Origin of the sequence: Microvirga vignae (assembly GCF_001017175.1) — a bacterium.
GTDB lineage: Bacteria > Pseudomonadota > Alphaproteobacteria > Rhizobiales > Beijerinckiaceae > Microvirga > Microvirga vignae.
Genome location: NZ_LCYG01000023.1, coordinates 88,044 through 105,146, shown reverse-complemented (window position 1 = coordinate 105,146; position 17,103 = coordinate 88,044). Strand labels below are relative to the sequence as shown.

The window sequence follows — 17,103 nt, the reverse complement described above, 5'->3', positions numbered from 1 at the left end:
CATGATCGCTTCACATGGTCTCCCGCGCGCGGCCGAGGAAGGCACAAGCCCTGGTTTGGACGGCTCCGCGAACGCCCTTCCACCGGATGGCCTTCTCATCGTATCCGTGCGCAACACGGTCCTGTTTCCGGGAACCGTGTTCCCCATTGCGCTCGGCCGTGAGCGCTCCATCGCCGCGGCCCAGCAGGCGGTGAGGGAGGAGCGTCAGATCGGCCTCCTGATGCAGCGGGACGCGGAGGCGGCCGACCCGGCCGCGGTTGATCTGCACAGAACCGGCACCATCGCCAACATCCTGCGCTACGTGAACGCGCCCGACGGCACGCACCATGTCGTCCTCCAGGGCGAGCAGCGCTTCCGGGTCACCGAGTTCGTGAAGGAGCGGCCGTTTATCGTGGCGCGGGTTCTCCGGATCGAGGAGCCGGGGATGCTGACACCGGACATCGAGGCCCGCTTTCTTCACCTCCGGCAGCAGGCACTTGAGGCGCTGCAGCTCCTGCCGCAGGTGCCACAGGAGCTTGTCGGGACCGTGCAGGCCGCCGCTACGCCTGGGACTTTGGCAGACCTCGTTGCGGCTTATCTCGATGTCAGTGCTGACCAGAGGCAGGAGCTTCTGGAAACCATTGATCTCACCGCGCGGCTCGACAAGGTCTCCCGCCTGCTGGCCGAACGGATCGAGGTCCTGCGCTTGACGCAGGAGATCGGCCGTCAGACCCGGGCCACCCTCGACGAACGCCAGCGCGAGGTGATCCTGCGCGAGCAGATGGCGGCGATCCAGCGCCAGCTGGGCGAGGGCGACGGGCGCGCCCAGGAGGTCCAGGAACTCACCGAGAAGATTGCGAAAGCCACCATGCCGCCGGAGGTTGAGGAGCAGGCCCGCCGCGAGCTGCACCGCTACGAGCGCATGCCGGAAGGCGCCATGGAGGCCGGGATGATCCGGACCTACCTCGATTGGCTCGTCGAACTGCCCTGGGCCCTGCCCGAGGAGAAACCCATCGATATCGCGCAGGCGCGCCGCATTCTCGACGAGGACCATTTCGGGCTCGAAAAAATCAAGCAACGCATCATCGAGTACCTCGCCGTGCGTAAGCTCGCCCCGAACGGCAAGGCCCCGATCCTGTGCTTTGCTGGCCCGCCCGGCGTCGGTAAGACTTCCCTTGGGCAGTCGATTGCCCGCGCCATGGGGCGGCCCTTCGTGCGGGTCAGCCTCGGCGGCGTCCACGACGAGGCGGAGATCCGCGGCCATCGGCGGACCTATGTGGGCGCTCTGCCGGGCAACATCATCCAGGCGATCAGGAAGGCTGGGGCGCGCGATTGCGTGATGATGCTGGACGAGATCGACAAGATGGGACGCGGCGTCCAGGGCGATCCCTCCGCGGCCATGCTGGAGGTGCTCGATCCGGAGCAGAACGCCACCTTCCGCGACAACTATCTGGGCGTTCCATTCGACCTCTCGCGCGTGGTGTTCATCGCCACCGCCAACATGCTCGACACCATTCCGGGTCCCCTGCGCGACCGCATGGAGATCATCACCCTGGCTGGCTACACCGAGGACGAGAAGCTTCAGATTGCCCGGCGCTACCTGGTTCGGCGCCAGCTGGAGGCGAACGGGCTTAAGGCCGAGCAGGCCGAGATCAGCGACGAGGCCCTGCGCCGGATCATCCGGGATTACACCCGCGAAGCCGGCGTCCGGAACCTGGAGCGCGAGATCGGCCGGGCACTGCGCCACGCTGCCGTGCGAATCGTCGAGGGCAGCGCCGAGCACGTGCGCATCGATGCCGGGGATCTCGCCGCAATCCTCGGTTCGGCCCGCTTTGAGGACGAGGTGGCGATGCGCACCAGCGTGCCAGGGGTCGCGACAGGATTGGCGTGGACGCCGGTGGGCGGCGACATCCTGTTCATTGAGGCCAGCCGCGCGCCAGGCAAGGGCGGCCTTATCCTCACGGGGCAGCTCGGCGATGTTATGCGTGAGAGCGCACAGGCGGCGATGACCCTGGTGAAGAGCCGCGCCGCTTCATTCGGCATCGATCCCACCCTGTTCGAGAAGAGCGACATCCACATCCACGTTCCCGCGGGAGCCACTCCGAAGGATGGCCCAAGCGCGGGCGTGGCCATGTTCACGGCGCTGGTCTCGCTTCTGACGGGCCGGACGGTGCGCAGCGACACGGCCATGACGGGGGAGATCAGCCTGCGCGGGCTTGTCCTGCCGGTGGGCGGGATCAAGGAAAAGGTCACGGCGGCCGCGCGGGCGGGGCTCACCCGGGTGGTGCTCCCGGCCCGCAACCGGCGCGACTTCGAGGACATCCCCGAGGATACGCGGGCCCGACTTGAGTTCATTTGGCTGGAGCGGGTCGACGAAGCCATCGCGGCCGCCCTGGAGGACAAGCCGACGAATGTGCCGGATGCCGCCGAGTAGCCGTGTCTTGCCGGACATCCGGCACCCACCTTTGTTGACGCGCTCCAGGCGAGAGGCCACCCATGGCGAAAGCACGAAAGCTTTATTGCAGCCCCAACGGTGACCGGTGGTATCTGATCCGGGATGCGTCGGGGGAGGTCTTCGTGCGGCACGAAGCCAACCTGGCGTCGGGAGGCCATGTGGCCCACATCGAGATTGGGCCATTCCTGGGCTCCGGGCGCGGCCCGGAACAGCAGGAGTTGCTTCGTCTGATTGGAACATTGGTGAGCGACGGCACCGCTCAGGCGTCCGTGCCACCCGCCGGCCCCCACGACGTTCCTGAACTCGTAGACCCGCTCGCGACCCCTGGCACGGGCGTGCTGCCGCCCGTCACCCCGGAGGACGACATCGACGCGGTCAGCAGCTAGCGGGGATCCGGTGCGGCCGACCTTGCCCGCAGCCGGCAGCCTCAGGGCCCCTTCGACCGGGGTCCCCGTGGGCCGAGCGACCTTGCCCTGGTCGAACGAGGAATAGGGAGCCTCCTTTGGCAGGCTTGGACTGGCGTTCTGAGGGTCTATTGTCGATGGAACCCGATCCTGCCCTGGTCTTGTGCGGAGCCGGGCCCATTCCCGGCGGTGTCGAAGACGGAGCGGACATGCTCGATGCGGTCCACGATATCCTGCGGCGCCACACCAAGAACCCGAAGAAGGTGCTCTGATAGTCCGAGTCCGGCGGCGAGGCTGTCGGGAAGGACGTGAGTTGCGCCAGCCTCCTCAAGCCCTTTCGCCGAGGCCATGTCATGGGTCCGGACAAGGACCGGGATCGTAAGGCCCATATGGCGCACGCGGTGGACCAGCCGCTCCGATCCGGACAGGCTGTCCAAAGTGGCAACGATGACCTTTGCCCTCTCCAGGCCCGCCGCGTGGAGGATCGCGGCCCGCGTCGCATCCCCGAACACGACATGATGCCCCCGCGCTCGCGCCTGCCTCAGACGGTCGATGTCATGCTCAATGGCAACATAAGGGATCCCGCCGATGTCTAGCACCGTGGCGACAAGGCATCCGACACGGCCGCACCCTCCAAGAATGACGTGCCCCGACAGGTTACCGCTGGCTTCGGCCACGACGGCTTCATCCGGCTTGGGTGCAGGTCGAGAGGAGCCAAGGTCGGGCAGCCGGGCCAGGATCCCGTTCCACTGGATCAGCAGAGGTGCCAGCGCCATGCTTAGGACAACAGTGACCAAGACCACCTGCCCCATGTCCGCAGGGACAAGCGCTGCCGCGAGCGCCTGGGTGATCAACAGAAGGGCGAACTCGCCAGCATGGGCCAGGATGAGACCACCACGGAGCGCCGAGGATGCACTCCAGCCCACGATCCACGCCGCTCCGAAAACGATGGCTGCCTTCAGAGCCACGAGGGAGGTCAGGGCAGCAACGACGGGAAGCGGGTGGGTGAGGATGGTACGGGGATCAACCGCCATGCCCACCGTGAGAAAGAACAGTCCCAGGAGCACATCGCGGAAGGGGCGGATCTCGTCCTCGACCTGGTGCCGGAAGTCGCTCTCGCCGGTAATCATGCCGACTAGGAAGGCTCCTATCGGCAGCGAGAGTCCGAGTTCTTCCGCTCCGAACGCGGCCAGCAGCACGAGCGAGAGGACGCCCAGCAGGAAGACCTCGGCTGAGCGGGTGCGGGCCAGCGCCTCAAACATCCGCCCAAGGGTGCGCCGCACCAGCAGGGCGATGGCGAGAAAGAGCACCACGGCAAGAGCTGCTCGGCCTGCAGCGAGGGTGGGGCTTGCCTGGCCCCGACCGCTCATGGCGTCCGTGAGGATGAGGAACGGCAACGTCGCAAGATCCTGAAACAGGAGAATTCCGAGGGCGAGGCGCCCGTGCTGGGTGTTCAGCTCCTGCTGATCCGAGAGCTGCTTGGCGGCGATGGCGGTGGACGACATGGCAACGGCCCCGCCAATCAGCAGACTCCCCGCCCAGCCAACGCCAGCAAACCATGCAAGGGCGCTGCCGGCCAGGGTCGTGAGAGCGACCTGCAGGCTGCCCAGGCCGAAAACCACTGCCCGGGCCGCCAGCATGCGCGGCAGGGAGAATTCCAGCCCGATAATAAACATGAGGAGCACGACGCCCAGCTCGCCAAGGAAACGGATGCCCTCCGTGTCCGGCAGGAGCTCCAACCCATGCGGACCGATCAGAACACCGGTGAGCAGATAACCGGTGACGGGTGAGAAGCGGAGGTGGACGAGCGCCGTCACCACGGCGAACGATGCCACTACGATCACGAGCACCTCGAACAACAGCCGCTCGGCCATGGCAGCGTCTCCTCAACCTGATGAATCGGAGAACGCGCGGGAGCGGAGCCGGGTCGAAGCGGCCAACGGTTAAAAAGGCGGAGGACGACCGAACCACCGTGTTCGAACCAGAGCCACTGCCTCACGTTGACCTGTGAGTCTCAAAAGCTCGTGCCTGTTGCCAAGGCTGCTGCGAGGGACCTCCATGGACAAGAGCCGGCGTTTCAACACCTGGTACTGGGTCGCCGCCATTGTCGGCATCCTGCTGATCCAGTACCTCATCGGCACGGCCCAGCAGATCGCGCCCATTCCCTACAGCCAATTCCAGGAGCTTCTCCGGGGCGGCAAGGTCGCCGAGATCGGTATTTCCGACCGCTTCATCCAAGGCCGGCTCAAGGAACCTCTTCCGAGCGGCCAGACCCGGTTCGCCACGACCCGCGTTGACCCAGACTTCGCCCAGGAGTTGCAACAGTATGGGGTCACCTACACGGGGCAGATTGAGAGCACCCTGCTGCGTGACATTCTCTCCTGGGTTCTGCCCATCCTTGTCTTCTTCGGTATTTGGGCCTTGCTCATCCGCCGAATGGGCGGCCTCGGCGGCGGATTGATGCAGATCGGCAAGAGCAGAGCCAAGATCTATGTTGAGGCGGATACTGGTGTGCGCTTCGATGACGTGGCCGGCGTCGACGAGGCCAAGGACGAGTTGCGCGAAGTCGTCGAGTTCCTCAAAAACCCGGAGCAGTATGGCCGCCTCGGCGGGCGCATGCCCAAAGGCGTTCTGCTCGTTGGGCCGCCCGGCACCGGCAAGACCCTCCTCGCCAAGGCCGTTGCCGGCGAGGCCAAGGTGCCGTTCTTTTCCATCTCGGGCTCGGACTTCGTCGAAATGTTCGTCGGTGTCGGTGCGTCCCGCGTGCGCGACCTCTTCAGTCAAGCGCGTGAGAAGGCCCCTGCCATCATCTTCATCGACGAGCTCGATGCCCTGGGCCGCGCCCGCGGCATCGGCGGCCTGGCCGGAGGACATGACGAGAAGGAGCAGACCCTCAATCAGCTCCTCGTGGAGCTCGACGGCTTCGACTCCCGCACCGGTCTGGTGCTGCTGGCGGCCACCAACCGGCCCGAGATCCTCGATCCGGCGCTGCTGCGCGCCGGGCGCTTCGACCGGCAGGTTCTGGTGGACCGGCCCGACAAGAAGGGCCGCATCCAGATCCTCCAGGTGCACATGCGCAAGGCAAAGCTCGCGCCGGATGTGGATTCCGACAAGGTGGCGGCGCTGACTCCCGGATTTACGGGCGCCGACTTGGCCAACCTCGTCAACGAGGCGGCGCTGCTTGCCACCCGGCGGGGGGGCGACGCGGTGACGATGGCGGACTTCAACAACGCGGTTGAGCGCATCGTGGCTGGTCTCGAAAAGCGCAACCGCCTCCTGAACCCGAAGGAGCGCGAGATCGTGGCCTACCACGAGATGGGCCATGCCCTCGTCGCCATGGCGCTGCCTGGGGTGGACCCGGTGCACAAGGTGTCGATCATCCCGCGCGGGGTCGGGGCCCTCGGCTACACCATCCAGCGGCCGACGGAAGACCGTTTCCTGATGACCCGTGAGGAGCTGGAAAACAAGATGTCGGTGCTGCTCGGCGGACGAGCCGCCGAATTGATCGTTTTCGGCCATCTGTCCACCGGGGCCGCCGACGATCTCGCGCGCGTGACCGACATCGCCCGCAGCATGGTCACGCGCTACGGCATGTCCGAGAAGCTCGGGAACGTCGCGCTGGAGAAGGACGAGCGCTCGTTTCTGAGCCCGAACCCGCTTGGCAACGGCGCGCGCGAGCGGTCCTACTCGGACGAGACCGCGGCGGCGATTGACGACGAGGTGAGGGCAACGGTGGACAGGGTGTTCGACCGGACGGTCGCGCTCCTGCGGGAGCGTCGCGACGTCCTGGAGCGAACAGCGCGACGGCTGCTTGAAAAGGAAACACTTGACGAGGTTGAACTGCAACAGCTCGCCAGTTCGTCGTCTGCCCAGCCACGGGGTTCGGTCGTCGAAATCGAGCGTGACCAGTGGGCGCAGGGCGGGCGTGCCCCGGCGGCATCTGACCCGGTGCGACCGCAGTAGCGAGCGGGTGGGAGCGCTGGAGCATCGTCCGGGGCTCGAGCAGCAGAATGTCTAGGCGCCAGGAGACTTGGATCAATGGCGTCAAAGGGGCTGTGGGTTCCTGTGATGTAATGGTGTGGTCAGGATCGGCTGGGGAAGACGCGCAATCCCGGGTCCTATTGGGCAAGCCGCCCTTACAATCGTAGAGATCTGTCGGAAGGCCGCTCATGATGTGCTTCTAAGGAGAATGAAATGAGCACGGCGGAAGCCTTTCCCAACGGAGGCATCATGGGCGAATGCTTGCGGACCCACGACTGGGCAGCCACGCCCCTCGGGCCATCGGAGACTTGGCCCCAGTCGCTCCGCACCGCCTTGAGCATCATGCTGAGCTCCGCCTTTCCCACCTACCTGGCCTGGGGGGCGGAACTGACGAGCTTCTACAATGATGCCTACATTCCGATCATGGGTGACAAGCCGAACAGCCTTGGGCGGCCGTTCCCTGAGGTCTGGTCGGAGGTGTGGGACACCATCGGTCCGATCACCGAGCGGGCCATGCGAGGGGAGGCCAGCTACTTCGACGACCTGCCGCTGACGCTCATGCGCAGAGGCTACCCCGAGCAGACCTGGTTCTCCTTCTCTTACAGCCCCATCCGTGACGAAACCGGGGGAGTCGGCGGGGTGCTGTGCACTGTCCATGAGACCACCAAGCGCGTCCAGGCTGAGGCAGCCCTGCGCGAAAGCGAGAACAAGCTGGCAGCCATTCTGGAGCAATTGCCGGTTGGTGTGGGCCTCGTCGACCCGGAGGGGAACATCGTCCTGAGCAACCAGATCCTCAAGGAGTACGCCCTTGATAAAATCCCCTCCAGAGATCCCGTGCAAGGCGAGCGCTGGCGCGCTTACACACCTGAGGGCCAGCGTCTCAGCCGCTCCGACTATCCGAGCGCGCGAGCCCTGCGGGGTGAAACGGTTGTTCCAGGCGTCGACTTCCTCGTCACACTCCCCGATGGCCAGGAGATCTGGACGCGGGTGAGCGCTGCGCCCTTCCGCAACACCGCTCAGGAGGGTCTGGGCGCAGTCTTCGTGGTGCAGGTCGTCGAGCGGGAGAAGCGGACGGAGCAGGCGTTGCGCGAAAGCCAGGCGCGGCTCCAGGCTGCCATCGATCTCGTCGGTCTGTCGCCGTACACCTGGAATCCGGTCACGGGAGCACTGGACTGCGACGCCCGGCTAAAGGCGATGTGGGGGCTGACGGCTGATGCTCATGTCGACGAGGAGGTGTTTCTGTCCGGCATGCATCCCGAGGATCGCCCGCGTGTCGAGGCCATTATCGCCCAGTGCAGCGATCCTGCCGGTCCTGGTATCTACGCCATTGAATACCGCGTCATCGGGATCGGGGATGGGGTCGAGCGCTGGGTTTCCACCCAAGGCCGGACCACGTTCGAGCATGGCCGTCCCGTTGCGTTCATGGGAGCCGCCTTGGACATCACGGAACGCAAGCGGGCCGAAGCAGCCCTGCGTGAGAGTGAGGAGCGCTTCCGGCAGTTCGCCGAGCACTCCAGCAGCACCCTTTGGATCCTGAACTTCGAGACGATGAACCTCGAATACCTGAGCCCCGCTTTTGAACCCGTTTGGGGCGAGCCTCGGGAGGGAGTGCTCGGCGATCCCAGCCGTTGGAGCCGCTTCCTCCATCCGGATGATCGCGAACGCGCGCAAGGCGCGCTTGAACGTGTCAGACTGAGCGAAATCAGCACCGAGGAGTTTCGCATTATCCGGCAGGATGGGGTCGTGCGGTGGATCCGGAACACCTTCTTCCCCATTCGCGACGCGCAGGGCCAGATCCGTCGCGCCGGCGGCATTGCCCAGGACATCACCCGACGGGATGGGCGTTTCGTGTATGTGGTCGATGATGAAGAGGCCACCCACCGAGGTCTCTCCCATTTCCTTCGCGACGCCGGCTACAGGGTCAGAGTCTTTTCGTCCGGCAAATCCTTCCTGGAGGCGGCCCCGGCTCTCGCGGCCGGGTGCGTTGTTCTCGACATTTGCCGGTCTGGCGCTGGTGGTCTGGTGGTTCCGAGCGAGCTCAAGGCCCGGCACATCGGCCTGCCGGTTATTGTTCTGGGCGACGCCAAAGGCAACGTGACCTTTGGGGTGCAGGTAATGAAAGCTGGAGCCGTGGACTTCCTGCCGGTCCCGTATGGCTCGGACCAGCTTCTGGCCGCAGTGGCGTCGGCCCTGGCCAGCACCCATGAGGAGGATGAGCAGAACCAGGAGGCAGAGCGGGGGCGGCGCCGGATTGCCGAAATGTCGGAACGGGAGCGCGAGGTCCTGGCAGGCTTGTTGGCCGGCAAGACCAACAAGGAAATCGCACGGGACATCGGCCTCAGCCCTCGGACGGTGGAGACCCATCGGGCCCACGTTATGCAGCGGCTTGGCGTACAGACCCTGTCACAAGCCGTGCTGGTCGCAACCTCCGCGGGGTTCGAGTCGCCCAGCCCAGGGCCGAAGGTGCCGCACGGATCAGACAAGCCCGAAACCTGAACGCCTGCCGGAATGTCCCGCTCAACATGCTGCCCTCGCCAGAGGTGGGCAAAGCGGGAGAAACGCGCTGCCTCAAAACAGAGCGGAATGTCCCTCAGGGATCATCCGCAGCACTTCCCCTCAGCGCAAACGTTCAAAAGGCCACGAGCCCTGACGACCATCCCCACAGAGATCTGCCCCGTACTGTCACGAATTGCGGACGCGGAAGCCTCTGCATCTTCGTTGGACAAGAGGAGGAGGAAGGCATGCGAGCCCTCGTTTGGCATGGCAAGGAAGATATTCGCTGCGACACCGTCACTGACCCTGAGATCGAGCAACCGCGCGACGCCATCGTCAAGGTGACGAGTTGCGCCATCTGCGGCTCAGATCTTCATCTGTTTCATAATTTCATTCCAGCCATGCTGCCCGGCGACGTCATGGGGCATGAGATGATGGGAGAGGTCGTTGAGGTCGGGCCTGAAGCGAGGGGCAAGCTCAAGAAGGGGGACCGCGTCGTTGTCCCGTTCACGATCATCTGCGGCGAGTGCGATCAGTGCAAGCGCGGCAACTTCTCAGTGTGTCAGACCACCAACCGCAAGAAGTATCTTGCTGACAAGGTCTTTGGCCACGCGACCGCAGGTCTGTTCGGCTACACGCATCTCACCGGCGGCTATCCTGGCGGGCAGGCCGAATATCTCCGTGTTCCCTTTGCCGATGCGACCCACATCAAGGTGCCGGATGGGATCCCGGACGAGAAGGTTCTCTTCCTCGGCGATATCTTCCCGACCGGATGGCAGGCCGCTGTCCAGTGCGACATCCAGCCGACGGACACGGTAGCGATCTGGGGCTGCGGTCCCGTCGGTCAGATGGCGATCCGCAGCGCCGTCCTCCTCGGCGCCAAGCAGGTGATCGCCATCGATCACCTGCCCGAGCGCCTGGAAATGGCAGAAGCCGGTGGTGCCATTACGATCAACTTCGACGAGGAGAGCGTGGTCGAACGTCTGAACGAACTCACCGGTGGCGAGGGCCCGGAGAAGTGCATCGATGCCGTCGGAATGGAAGCCCATGTCTCGCCCTCCATGCCGGATACGGTCTACGACCGCGCCAAGCAGATGCTGGGAGCCGAAAGCGACCGGCCGCACATCCTTCGCGAGATGATCTACGTCTGCCGCCCGGCCGGGGTGATTTCGATCCCCGGTGTCTATGGCGGGTTGGTCGACAAGATCCCGATGGGTCAGGTGATGAACAAGGGGCTGACCATCCGGACGGGCCAGACGCACGTCAACCGTTGGACCGATGACCTTCTGCGCCGCATCGAGGAGGGCCAGATCGACCCATCGTTTGTCATCACCCACACCGTGAGCCTCGATGAGGGGCCCGAGATGTACAAGGTGTTCCGCGACAAGCAGGACAGCTGCATCAAGGTGGTTTTGAAGCCCTAACGACCCGGGAGAGAACACATGGCTTATTACATCTCGAACATCGCCCGGTCCAAGGGTGACCCGAAGGTCCTTCACGCCGGCCCCAGCTCGTTAGGAGCCGCTGACCGCATGGCCAAAGCGTTGGGTTGGTTCAGCATTGGCCTGGGCATAGCGGAGCTGGTCGCGGCGGAGCGCATCACCCGGGCGCTCGGCATGGAGGGCAAGGAGGCCCTCGTGCGGGCCTATGGCGTTCGCGAACTCGGGCATGGTATCGTCTCGCTCTCGCCCGACAAGCACCTCGGATTGTGGAGCCGGGTGGCCGGTGACGGGCTCGACATCGCCACCCTGATGACGGCCATGCGGCACGACAATCCGAAGCGCGACAATGTCGGGATTGCTCTTGCGGCGGTGCTGGGGGTGACGCTGCTCGACATTATTGGCGCGCAGGGGGTCACGGCCCGCCACAGCCGCCCCCGTGGTCGGCCGCGCTCCTACAGGGATCGGACTGGCTTCCCGCAGGGTGTCCAGGCGGCGCGAGGCGCCGCCAGGGACTTCCAGGTGCCGCCGGACATGCGGGCCGCACCAACCCTCGCCGCGGTGTCTGATCGGGCCCCGCAGGAGAGGGCACGTCCCCACTGACCGAGCGACGATACGGCTGCGTTCGAGCGGCGTTCACGCTGCGAGGGGGCAGCCGTATCCCACACGATCATTGCCCCGCGATGGAGGTGACCATGCTCAGGCTCTCAGCGGCGACCCTGCTTTTCGGAACGCTCCTGGCCACCACATCCATGGCACAGCAGAGTGCGGCACCATCTCAGGGGCCGGCGCAACTGCAGCAGGTCGCCAGCTTTGAACACCAGGTGACCGGAGTGACCGTTTCGAAGGATGGGCGCATCTTCGTCAACTTCCCGCGATGGACGGAGGATGCACCGATCTCGGTGGCCGAGGTGATGCGCGACGGCCAGATCAAACCGTATCCGGATGACGAGTGGAATTCTTGGCGCAATGCCAAGAAGAACCAGATGTCAGCCGGAGATCACTTCGTGTGCGTCCAGAGCGTCGTGGCCGATGCGCACGGCAATCTGTGGGTCGTCGATCCGGCCGCGCCAGCCACAGCACCCGTTGTGCAGGGTGGGCCCAAGCTCGTCAGGATCGACCTGAAGACGAACAAGGTTGCGCAGATAATCCGCTTCGACGAGACGGTCGCACCTCAGGGCAGCTACCTAAACGATGTGCGGTTTTCGCCGGATGGGCGGCATGCCTACCTGACCGATGCCGGGGCCAAGGGTGCTCTCGTTGTTGTGGATCTCCAGAACGGAAAGGCTCGACGTGCCCTTGATGGCCACCCGAGCACCCAGCCGGAAAAGGATGTGGTGGTGAAGACGGACGGGCAGGAGTTGCGCCGGCCCGACGGGCGCGGGGTTGAATTTGCCGCCGACAGCATCGCGCTCTCTCCCGATGGGCGCACGCTCTATTGGAAAGCCCTGACCGGCCGGACACTCTATCGCATCGCGACGGATGCCTTGGAGAACCCGCGTCTGTCCGAGAAGGACCTTGAGGCTCGGGTCGAGCGTGCCGCCGAAACCGAGCCGACGGATGGCCTTTGGATCGACGGGCGCGGGCGGCTTTATCTGAGCGCGATTGAGCAGGATGCCGTGAAGGTCCGCGATGGGGATCGCATCACCACTCTCGTCCAGGACAATCGGCTGCGCTGGCCCGATACATTCTCGGAGGGACCCGACGGGACAATCTACGTCACCAGCTCCCGCATCCAGGACATGAGCTGGTTCAAGCCCGAGACCGGTCCGCGCCTTGAAACGCAGCTGTGGCGCATCGAGCCCGGACAGAACGGGGAGGCGACCGGCTCGACCGGGCAGCCCCAACGACCCTGACGGAGCAGTGGGGATGACAGGAGGCCTGCCATGACGGGGCGATTGGAGCAGGGCCTTGGGATACTGCTGATCCTGATCATCTTGCTCGATATCTTTCTGACCGTGCTCTACGCCCGGATCGGCACCAGCATCATCGCATCCAGGGTCAGACGGCTGGTCTGGGCCTCCTTCGTCGCAGCCTCGAATGTTTTTGGTTCCAGACGAGGAGCCGTTCTGTCCTTCTGCGGTCCGGTCATCCTCGTTCTGCTGGTTGGGGTCTGGGCTCTCGGGCTGACGCTCGGGGCCGCTTTGATCATGCACCCGGAACTCGGCACGTCCATCCGCGCCACGAACGGCGAGACGCCCACCGACTTCGTCACCGCGATGTATGCCGGGGGGACCAGCATGGCCATCGTCGGGGCGAGCGACTTTACCCCGCACACGAGCCCGACACGGCTGCTCTTCCTGTTCAACTCGCTGATCGGCATGTCGGTGATGTCGCTGACGCTGATGTACCTGATGCAGGTCTATACAGCGCTCCAGCGGCGTAACGTGCTGGCCATGAACATCCACTTCCTCTCAGGATGCACAGGCGACGCCGCCGAATTGCTGGCACGTCTCGGACCTCAGGGGCAGTTCAGTGGTGGCTACACGAACCTGTCGGAACTCGCCGTCGAGATGACCCAAGCCAAGGAGGCACACCACTTCTACCCGGTGCTGTTCTATTTCCGGTTCAGTGACCCATACCACTCGGTATCCCGTTCCACGCTGGTCGCTTTGGACACGGTGAGCCTGATCAAGAGCGCCCTGGATGATCAGAAGGACCGCTGGCTGAAGGAGGCAGGAGCCGTCGCGCAGCTGTGGGAAGCGTCAATGATGCTGGTCACCACGTTGGAGAACACCTTCCTTCCCCAAGGCGCACCGGACCGGGAGGTCCAACCGGATCAGCAGACCAGAGACTGCTGGCGAGCACGCTACCGTGCTGCCCTGCTTCGGCTTCAGCAGGCAGGGATCGAGATCACGGCTGACGGGCAGGCTGGCGCCGAGGCCTACATCTCGTGCCGAATGCAATGGAACCATCATATCATAAACCTGGCCCCCTCCATGGCTTACAGCATGGAGGAGATTGACGCCGCAATGAGCGGTTTAGGATCGAAGGACAGCCCGAACCATCCCGGGTTCCGCCTACATGTGGCTGAATAGCGGGAGCTGATCCGATGGAGGCGAGAATGCCGCTCAGCGAGACGGCCTGCGAGATCCTTGGGTTCTTTCGTGAGACCCACCGAAAACCCGGCGCCCGCGTGACAATGGCAACACTGGATGCGCACTTCGGGACGGATCCCGCTGTTGCCGTGGCCATTTCCGAGTTGAAGCAGCGTGGATACGTGAACGTGCCGGACGCCGGGACAGTCGAATTGACGGACCTTGGCTTCGATGCAATCCATCGTGGCGTTGCATGAACGTCTTCTTCTGGCATGTCCCTGAAGTACGCCGAATGTCCGCTGAGGAAGGGGAGCCTGTGTGAAAACGCTGATGGTCTGCCTCTTAGAGTAATTTTATATCTCGCAAGGCCTGATTGACCAGGAAGTTCCAGGTATGCGGGCACAAACTTGTACAAAACTTCAGCGCAACGAGCGTCATTTGAGCTTTCACACAGGCTCGAAGTGGACAACAGACATTCCTGAGGCGTTGGCAATTTCCTTGGATGGCCCAAGCTGAAGTTGGCGAAGGTGTGGCAGACCGCGACTAAAGTGGCGTCGACGCTGAGTCAGGTGAGTTTGGTGATGCCGCCACGGCTCACGGTGGCAAGCAGCTCCACAATGCGCCTTCCGCCAAGCCTCAGCTCAGGGGCGACCTCGGCCAGTGGCACGAGCACGAAGGCGCGTTCCGCCGCATAGGGGTGGGGAAGTGTCAGAGCGGGGGTGCCAATCTCCAAGTCATCATAGGTCAGGACATCAATGTCGATTGCTCGGGGACCCCACTTGGTCTCACGGACGCGCCCAAGCTCCTGCTCGACGCGCAGGCAGAGAGCCAGAAGGTCTTCCGGCGAGAGATCGGTCTCAGCAACGGCACAGGCATTCACAAACCAGTCCTGGGCAACAGGCCCCCACGGCTCGGTGCGAAAGTCGGCTGAGCGGGCCACAATCCGTGCTCCGCCCCGACCAAGGGCAGAAAGAGCCCTGGCAATGTTGCCGCGCTTGTTGCCCAAGTTGCTGCCCAGGCTGAGCGCCACCTTAGCCATCGCGCGAGCGCCGGATCTCGACCGCAACGCTGTCGAGGATGAACGGAACCGGCGCCTCAGGCTTCTCGACCCGCACCGTCAGGGACGTAATCCGTGGAAACCGTTCCAGCACGCCTGCGGCAATGGCCTCCGCCAAGCCTTCGATGGTGTGAAAACGGCGCGTGGTGCCGACCTCATAGGCCAGCTTGGCAAGGCTCGCGTAGCAGACGGACTGGTGATAGTCGTCCACCTGCCCGGCGGGCCTGAGATCGAGAGCGCAGGTGAGGCTCACGTAAAAGCGCTGCCCCAGGCGCGCCTCCTCGGCGTGAACGCCATGGTGGGCATAGAGCGCCAGCCGGGAGAGGATGATCATATCGGTCAAGGTTGGCCTCTCAACAGAATATCGGCGACCCGGCACGCTTCGACGTGAGCCTTCACGTCGTGAACCCGAATGATGTCTGCGCCGCGCGACACCGCCACGAGATGTGCGCCCAGGGTTCCGTACAGCCGGTCGCGCGGCGACACCTCGGGCTTGTAGAATCGGCCGAGAACCGATTTGCGGGAGGCTCCCACCAGAACGGGGAAGCCCATGGCCTTGAGCTCGGGCAGGCGGCGCAAGACCTCGAGGTTCTGATCGGCCGTCTTGCCGAAGCCGATGCCGGGATCAAGGATCAGATGCGTGTCGGGAATGCCGGCCCGCCGGGCGCGATCCAGGGAGCGCTCGAAGAAGCGCTGCATGTCCACCATGAGATTGAGCGAAGGATCCGCCTCCGCCCGATTGTGCATGACGACCGCCATAGCCCCATGCTCGGCCACGGTGGCGGCCATATCGGGATCGTACTGGAAACCCCAGATGTCGTTCACGACCCTGGCGCCCGCCGCCAGGGCCGCGCGAGCGGTCGCAGCCCGGTAGGTGTCGATCGACATGGGCACATTGAGAATGCCGGCGAGGTCGCGGATGACAGGAATAGTGCGCCGCTGTTCCTCCTCAGCTCCAACCGGCGTGTGTCCTGGGCGCGTGGACTCCCCACCAATATCGATGATGTCAGCCCCAGCGTCCTCCATCTCGCGGGCATGTCGAAGTGCAGCCTCGTGGTCGCTGAACAGGCCGCCGTCCGAGAACGAGTCGGGCGTGACGTTCAGGACGCCCATGATCAGGGTGCGTGAGCCTAGGCCGGTCAAGGTTGGTGATGTGGTCGAACCCGAATTCATCAGACGCCTCGCTTGTTGCCCCAGGCGAGGACGTGCAACTGCGGCAGGACCGTCGCCGTGAACCACCGATCCGCCGCCACCGTGTCGACGAGCCAACGGAAGCGCTCCATCACGTCGTCGAGGTCGGCCTCTTCACTGCCTGGACCGGAGTGAGTCACCAGCGGAGCAGGGTTTCCGACCTGCAGGTAAACTGGCAGAGCCGGATACCGGCTGGCTACCCGCCGGGCATAGGCATAGTCATCCTCGTCAAACACAACGACCTTGACGGCGCAGTGTGGTCCACCTGCCGCGGCCCTGACACACTCGTCCAGGGCCTGCCAGTCGGTGTCCATGCCCGAGGATGGCGGCTTCGGGCTGAGCATGAGCCAGTCGAGTGCGGCAAACCAAGGCTGGGGCACGCTGCCTTGGGTCTCCAGTGCGAACGTGTAACCCTTCTGCCGGCCCAGCGCGATGAGCGGTGCCAGCGGCTGAAGCGCCGGATTGCCGCCCGACAGCGACACGAGCACCGGCGTGGAGCCGGACAGGCGCTCGACCTGCGCCATGATCTCGGTCGGTGCCATCAAGGTCCAGTCCTCGCGGAACTCGGGCAGCACCGCGTAGAGCGTATCGCACCAATGGCAGCGGTAATCGCAGCCGCCCGTGCGCACGAACACGGTCGGGCGGCCGATCAACGGACCCTCGCCCTGCACGGTCGGACCGAAGATCTCACTGATGCGGATGCTGCCCTTCATGGGCGGTATTCCGCCCAGGTTTTTGGGGTTTCACTGACCCGCACGGCCGCAACCTCCGGCCAGCGCGCTTTGCACCAGTCGTAGAGCCATTGGGCAATGACCTCGGCGGTCGTTTGATCGTGTCCGAGGACCTCGTTGAGATGGCGATGGTCGAGGGTGTTGTCGATGAATGCCTTGAGCTCGGAGAGTTCACGGTAGTCACGGACAAAGCCGACCCGGTCGAGTTCGGCCGCTTGCAGAATGACCTCGACCTCATAGTTGTGGCCGTGCAGCCGGGAGCAGGGGTGCTCCGCCGGCAGGCCGCCGATCATGTGCGAGGCGGAGAAGGCAAATCGTTTGGCAATGGTGTACAT

15 protein-coding genes are annotated in these 17,103 nt (G+C 64.4%); 9 read left to right on the top strand and 6 right to left on the bottom strand.

Translation table 11 applies throughout. The annotated features are described in order from the left end of the window. Nucleotide 1: 1 nt before the first annotated feature. On the top strand, nucleotides 2-2,413 hold the full coding sequence (lon, locus tag AA309_RS10990) for an endopeptidase La (protein WP_047189059.1): 2,412 nt from the start codon (nucleotides 2-4) through the stop codon (nucleotides 2,411-2,413). Between the two features lie 62 nt (nucleotides 2,414-2,475). Next, on the top strand, nucleotides 2,476-2,820 hold the full coding sequence (locus tag AA309_RS35810; protein WP_200901978.1) for a hypothetical protein: 345 nt from the start codon (nucleotides 2,476-2,478) through the stop codon (nucleotides 2,818-2,820). A 146-nt stretch (nucleotides 2,821-2,966) separates the two neighbouring features. Here AA309_RS35810 and AA309_RS10980 read toward each other — a convergent pair whose 3' ends face one another. Next, nucleotides 2,967-4,712, bottom strand: a complete 1,746-nt coding sequence (locus AA309_RS10980) for a cation:proton antiporter (RefSeq protein WP_052954629.1) — start codon at nucleotides 4,710-4,712, stop codon at nucleotides 2,967-2,969. Between the two features lie 184 nt (nucleotides 4,713-4,896). On the opposite strand from AA309_RS10980, the gene ftsH reads away from it, so the two are divergent. The 7 genes from ftsH to AA309_RS10945 all read left to right on the top strand — a co-directional run bounded on the left by ftsH (nucleotide 4,897) and on the right by AA309_RS10945 (nucleotide 14,046). Beyond that, nucleotides 4,897-6,801: an ATP-dependent zinc metalloprotease FtsH gene (gene ftsH / locus AA309_RS10975; protein WP_084731086.1), complete on the top strand. Its 1,905-nt coding sequence runs from the start codon at nucleotides 4,897-4,899 to the stop codon at nucleotides 6,799-6,801. Nucleotides 6,802-7,032: 231 nt separating this feature from the next. Then, complete coding sequence (locus AA309_RS31880) at nucleotides 7,033-9,315, top strand: PAS domain S-box protein (protein ID WP_052954628.1); 2,283 nt, start codon at nucleotides 7,033-7,035, stop codon at nucleotides 9,313-9,315. A gap of 245 nt (nucleotides 9,316-9,560) precedes the next feature. Beyond that, nucleotides 9,561-10,736, top strand: a complete 1,176-nt coding sequence (locus tag AA309_RS10965; protein ID WP_047189058.1) for a zinc-dependent alcohol dehydrogenase — start codon at nucleotides 9,561-9,563, stop codon at nucleotides 10,734-10,736. Nucleotides 10,737-10,754: 18 nt separating this feature from the next. After that, nucleotides 10,755-11,354, top strand: coding sequence for a hypothetical protein (locus AA309_RS10960; protein WP_047189057.1), 600 nt, complete (start codon nucleotides 10,755-10,757; stop codon nucleotides 11,352-11,354). 92 nt (nucleotides 11,355-11,446) lie between these two features. Next, nucleotides 11,447-12,607: an SMP-30/gluconolactonase/LRE family protein gene (locus AA309_RS10955; RefSeq protein ID WP_047189056.1), complete on the top strand. Its 1,161-nt coding sequence runs from the start codon at nucleotides 11,447-11,449 to the stop codon at nucleotides 12,605-12,607. Nucleotides 12,608-12,637: 30 nt separating this feature from the next. Further along, on the top strand, nucleotides 12,638-13,789 hold the full coding sequence (locus tag AA309_RS10950; protein ID WP_047189055.1) for a hypothetical protein: 1,152 nt from the start codon (nucleotides 12,638-12,640) through the stop codon (nucleotides 13,787-13,789). A 26-nt stretch (nucleotides 13,790-13,815) separates the two neighbouring features. Further along, complete coding sequence (locus AA309_RS10945) at nucleotides 13,816-14,046, top strand: hypothetical protein (protein ID WP_047189054.1); 231 nt, start codon at nucleotides 13,816-13,818, stop codon at nucleotides 14,044-14,046. A 308-nt stretch (nucleotides 14,047-14,354) separates the two neighbouring features. Here AA309_RS10945 and folK read toward each other — a convergent pair whose 3' ends face one another. From folK to queD, 5 genes are read right to left on the bottom strand one after another with little or no spacing between them, the layout of a single operon-like run. Then, on the bottom strand, nucleotides 14,355-14,828 hold the full coding sequence (gene folK, locus AA309_RS10940; protein WP_047189053.1) for a 2-amino-4-hydroxy-6-hydroxymethyldihydropteridine diphosphokinase: 474 nt from the start codon (nucleotides 14,826-14,828) through the stop codon (nucleotides 14,355-14,357). Then, a complete protein-coding gene (gene folB / locus AA309_RS10935) occupies nucleotides 14,821-15,189 on the bottom strand; it encodes a dihydroneopterin aldolase (RefSeq protein WP_047189052.1) in 369 nt (122 codons plus the stop codon). Before folB ends, folK begins: the two co-directional genes overlap by 8 nt. Next, nucleotides 15,186-16,019, bottom strand: a complete 834-nt coding sequence (gene folP, locus AA309_RS10930) for a dihydropteroate synthase (RefSeq protein ID WP_047189051.1) — start codon at nucleotides 16,017-16,019, stop codon at nucleotides 15,186-15,188. Before folP ends, folB begins: the two co-directional genes overlap by 4 nt. Next, a complete protein-coding gene (queE, locus tag AA309_RS10925; RefSeq protein ID WP_047189050.1) occupies nucleotides 16,019-16,750 on the bottom strand; it encodes a 7-carboxy-7-deazaguanine synthase QueE in 732 nt (243 codons plus the stop codon). Before queE ends, folP begins: the two co-directional genes overlap by 1 nt. Continuing rightward, on the bottom strand, nucleotides 16,747-17,103 hold the full coding sequence (gene queD / locus AA309_RS10920) for a 6-carboxytetrahydropterin synthase QueD (RefSeq protein WP_047189049.1): 357 nt from the start codon (nucleotides 17,101-17,103) through the stop codon (nucleotides 16,747-16,749). The genes queE and queD overlap by 4 nt, the downstream gene beginning before the upstream one ends.

Excerpts from the sequence above, each read along its gene's own strand:
- lon (WP_047189059.1), top strand. The coding sequence starts at position 2 with ATGATCGCTTCACATGGTCTCCCGCGCGCGGCCGAGGAAGGCACAAGC.
- AA309_RS35810 (WP_200901978.1), top strand. The coding sequence starts at position 2,476 with ATGGCGAAAGCACGAAAGCTTTATTGCAGCCCCAACGGTGACCGGTGG.
- AA309_RS10980 (WP_052954629.1), bottom strand. The coding sequence starts at position 4,712 with ATGGCCGAGCGGCTGTTGTTCGAGGTGCTCGTGATCGTAGTGGCATCG.
- ftsH (WP_084731086.1), top strand. The coding sequence starts at position 4,897 with ATGGACAAGAGCCGGCGTTTCAACACCTGGTACTGGGTCGCCGCCATT.
- AA309_RS31880 (WP_052954628.1), top strand. The coding sequence starts at position 7,033 with ATGAGCACGGCGGAAGCCTTTCCCAACGGAGGCATCATGGGCGAATGC.
- AA309_RS10965 (WP_047189058.1), top strand. The coding sequence starts at position 9,561 with ATGCGAGCCCTCGTTTGGCATGGCAAGGAAGATATTCGCTGCGACACC.
- AA309_RS10960 (WP_047189057.1), top strand. The coding sequence starts at position 10,755 with ATGGCTTATTACATCTCGAACATCGCCCGGTCCAAGGGTGACCCGAAG.
- AA309_RS10955 (WP_047189056.1), top strand. The coding sequence starts at position 11,447 with ATGCTCAGGCTCTCAGCGGCGACCCTGCTTTTCGGAACGCTCCTGGCC.
- AA309_RS10950 (WP_047189055.1), top strand. The coding sequence starts at position 12,638 with ATGACGGGGCGATTGGAGCAGGGCCTTGGGATACTGCTGATCCTGATC.
- AA309_RS10945 (WP_047189054.1), top strand. The coding sequence starts at position 13,816 with ATGCCGCTCAGCGAGACGGCCTGCGAGATCCTTGGGTTCTTTCGTGAG.
- folK (WP_047189053.1), bottom strand. The coding sequence starts at position 14,828 with ATGGCTAAGGTGGCGCTCAGCCTGGGCAGCAACTTGGGCAACAAGCGC.
- folP (WP_047189051.1), bottom strand. The coding sequence starts at position 16,019 with ATGAATTCGGGTTCGACCACATCACCAACCTTGACCGGCCTAGGCTCA.
- queE (WP_047189050.1), bottom strand. The coding sequence starts at position 16,750 with ATGAAGGGCAGCATCCGCATCAGTGAGATCTTCGGTCCGACCGTGCAG.
- queD (WP_047189049.1), bottom strand. The coding sequence starts at position 17,103 with ATGTACACCATTGCCAAACGATTTGCCTTCTCCGCCTCGCACATGATC.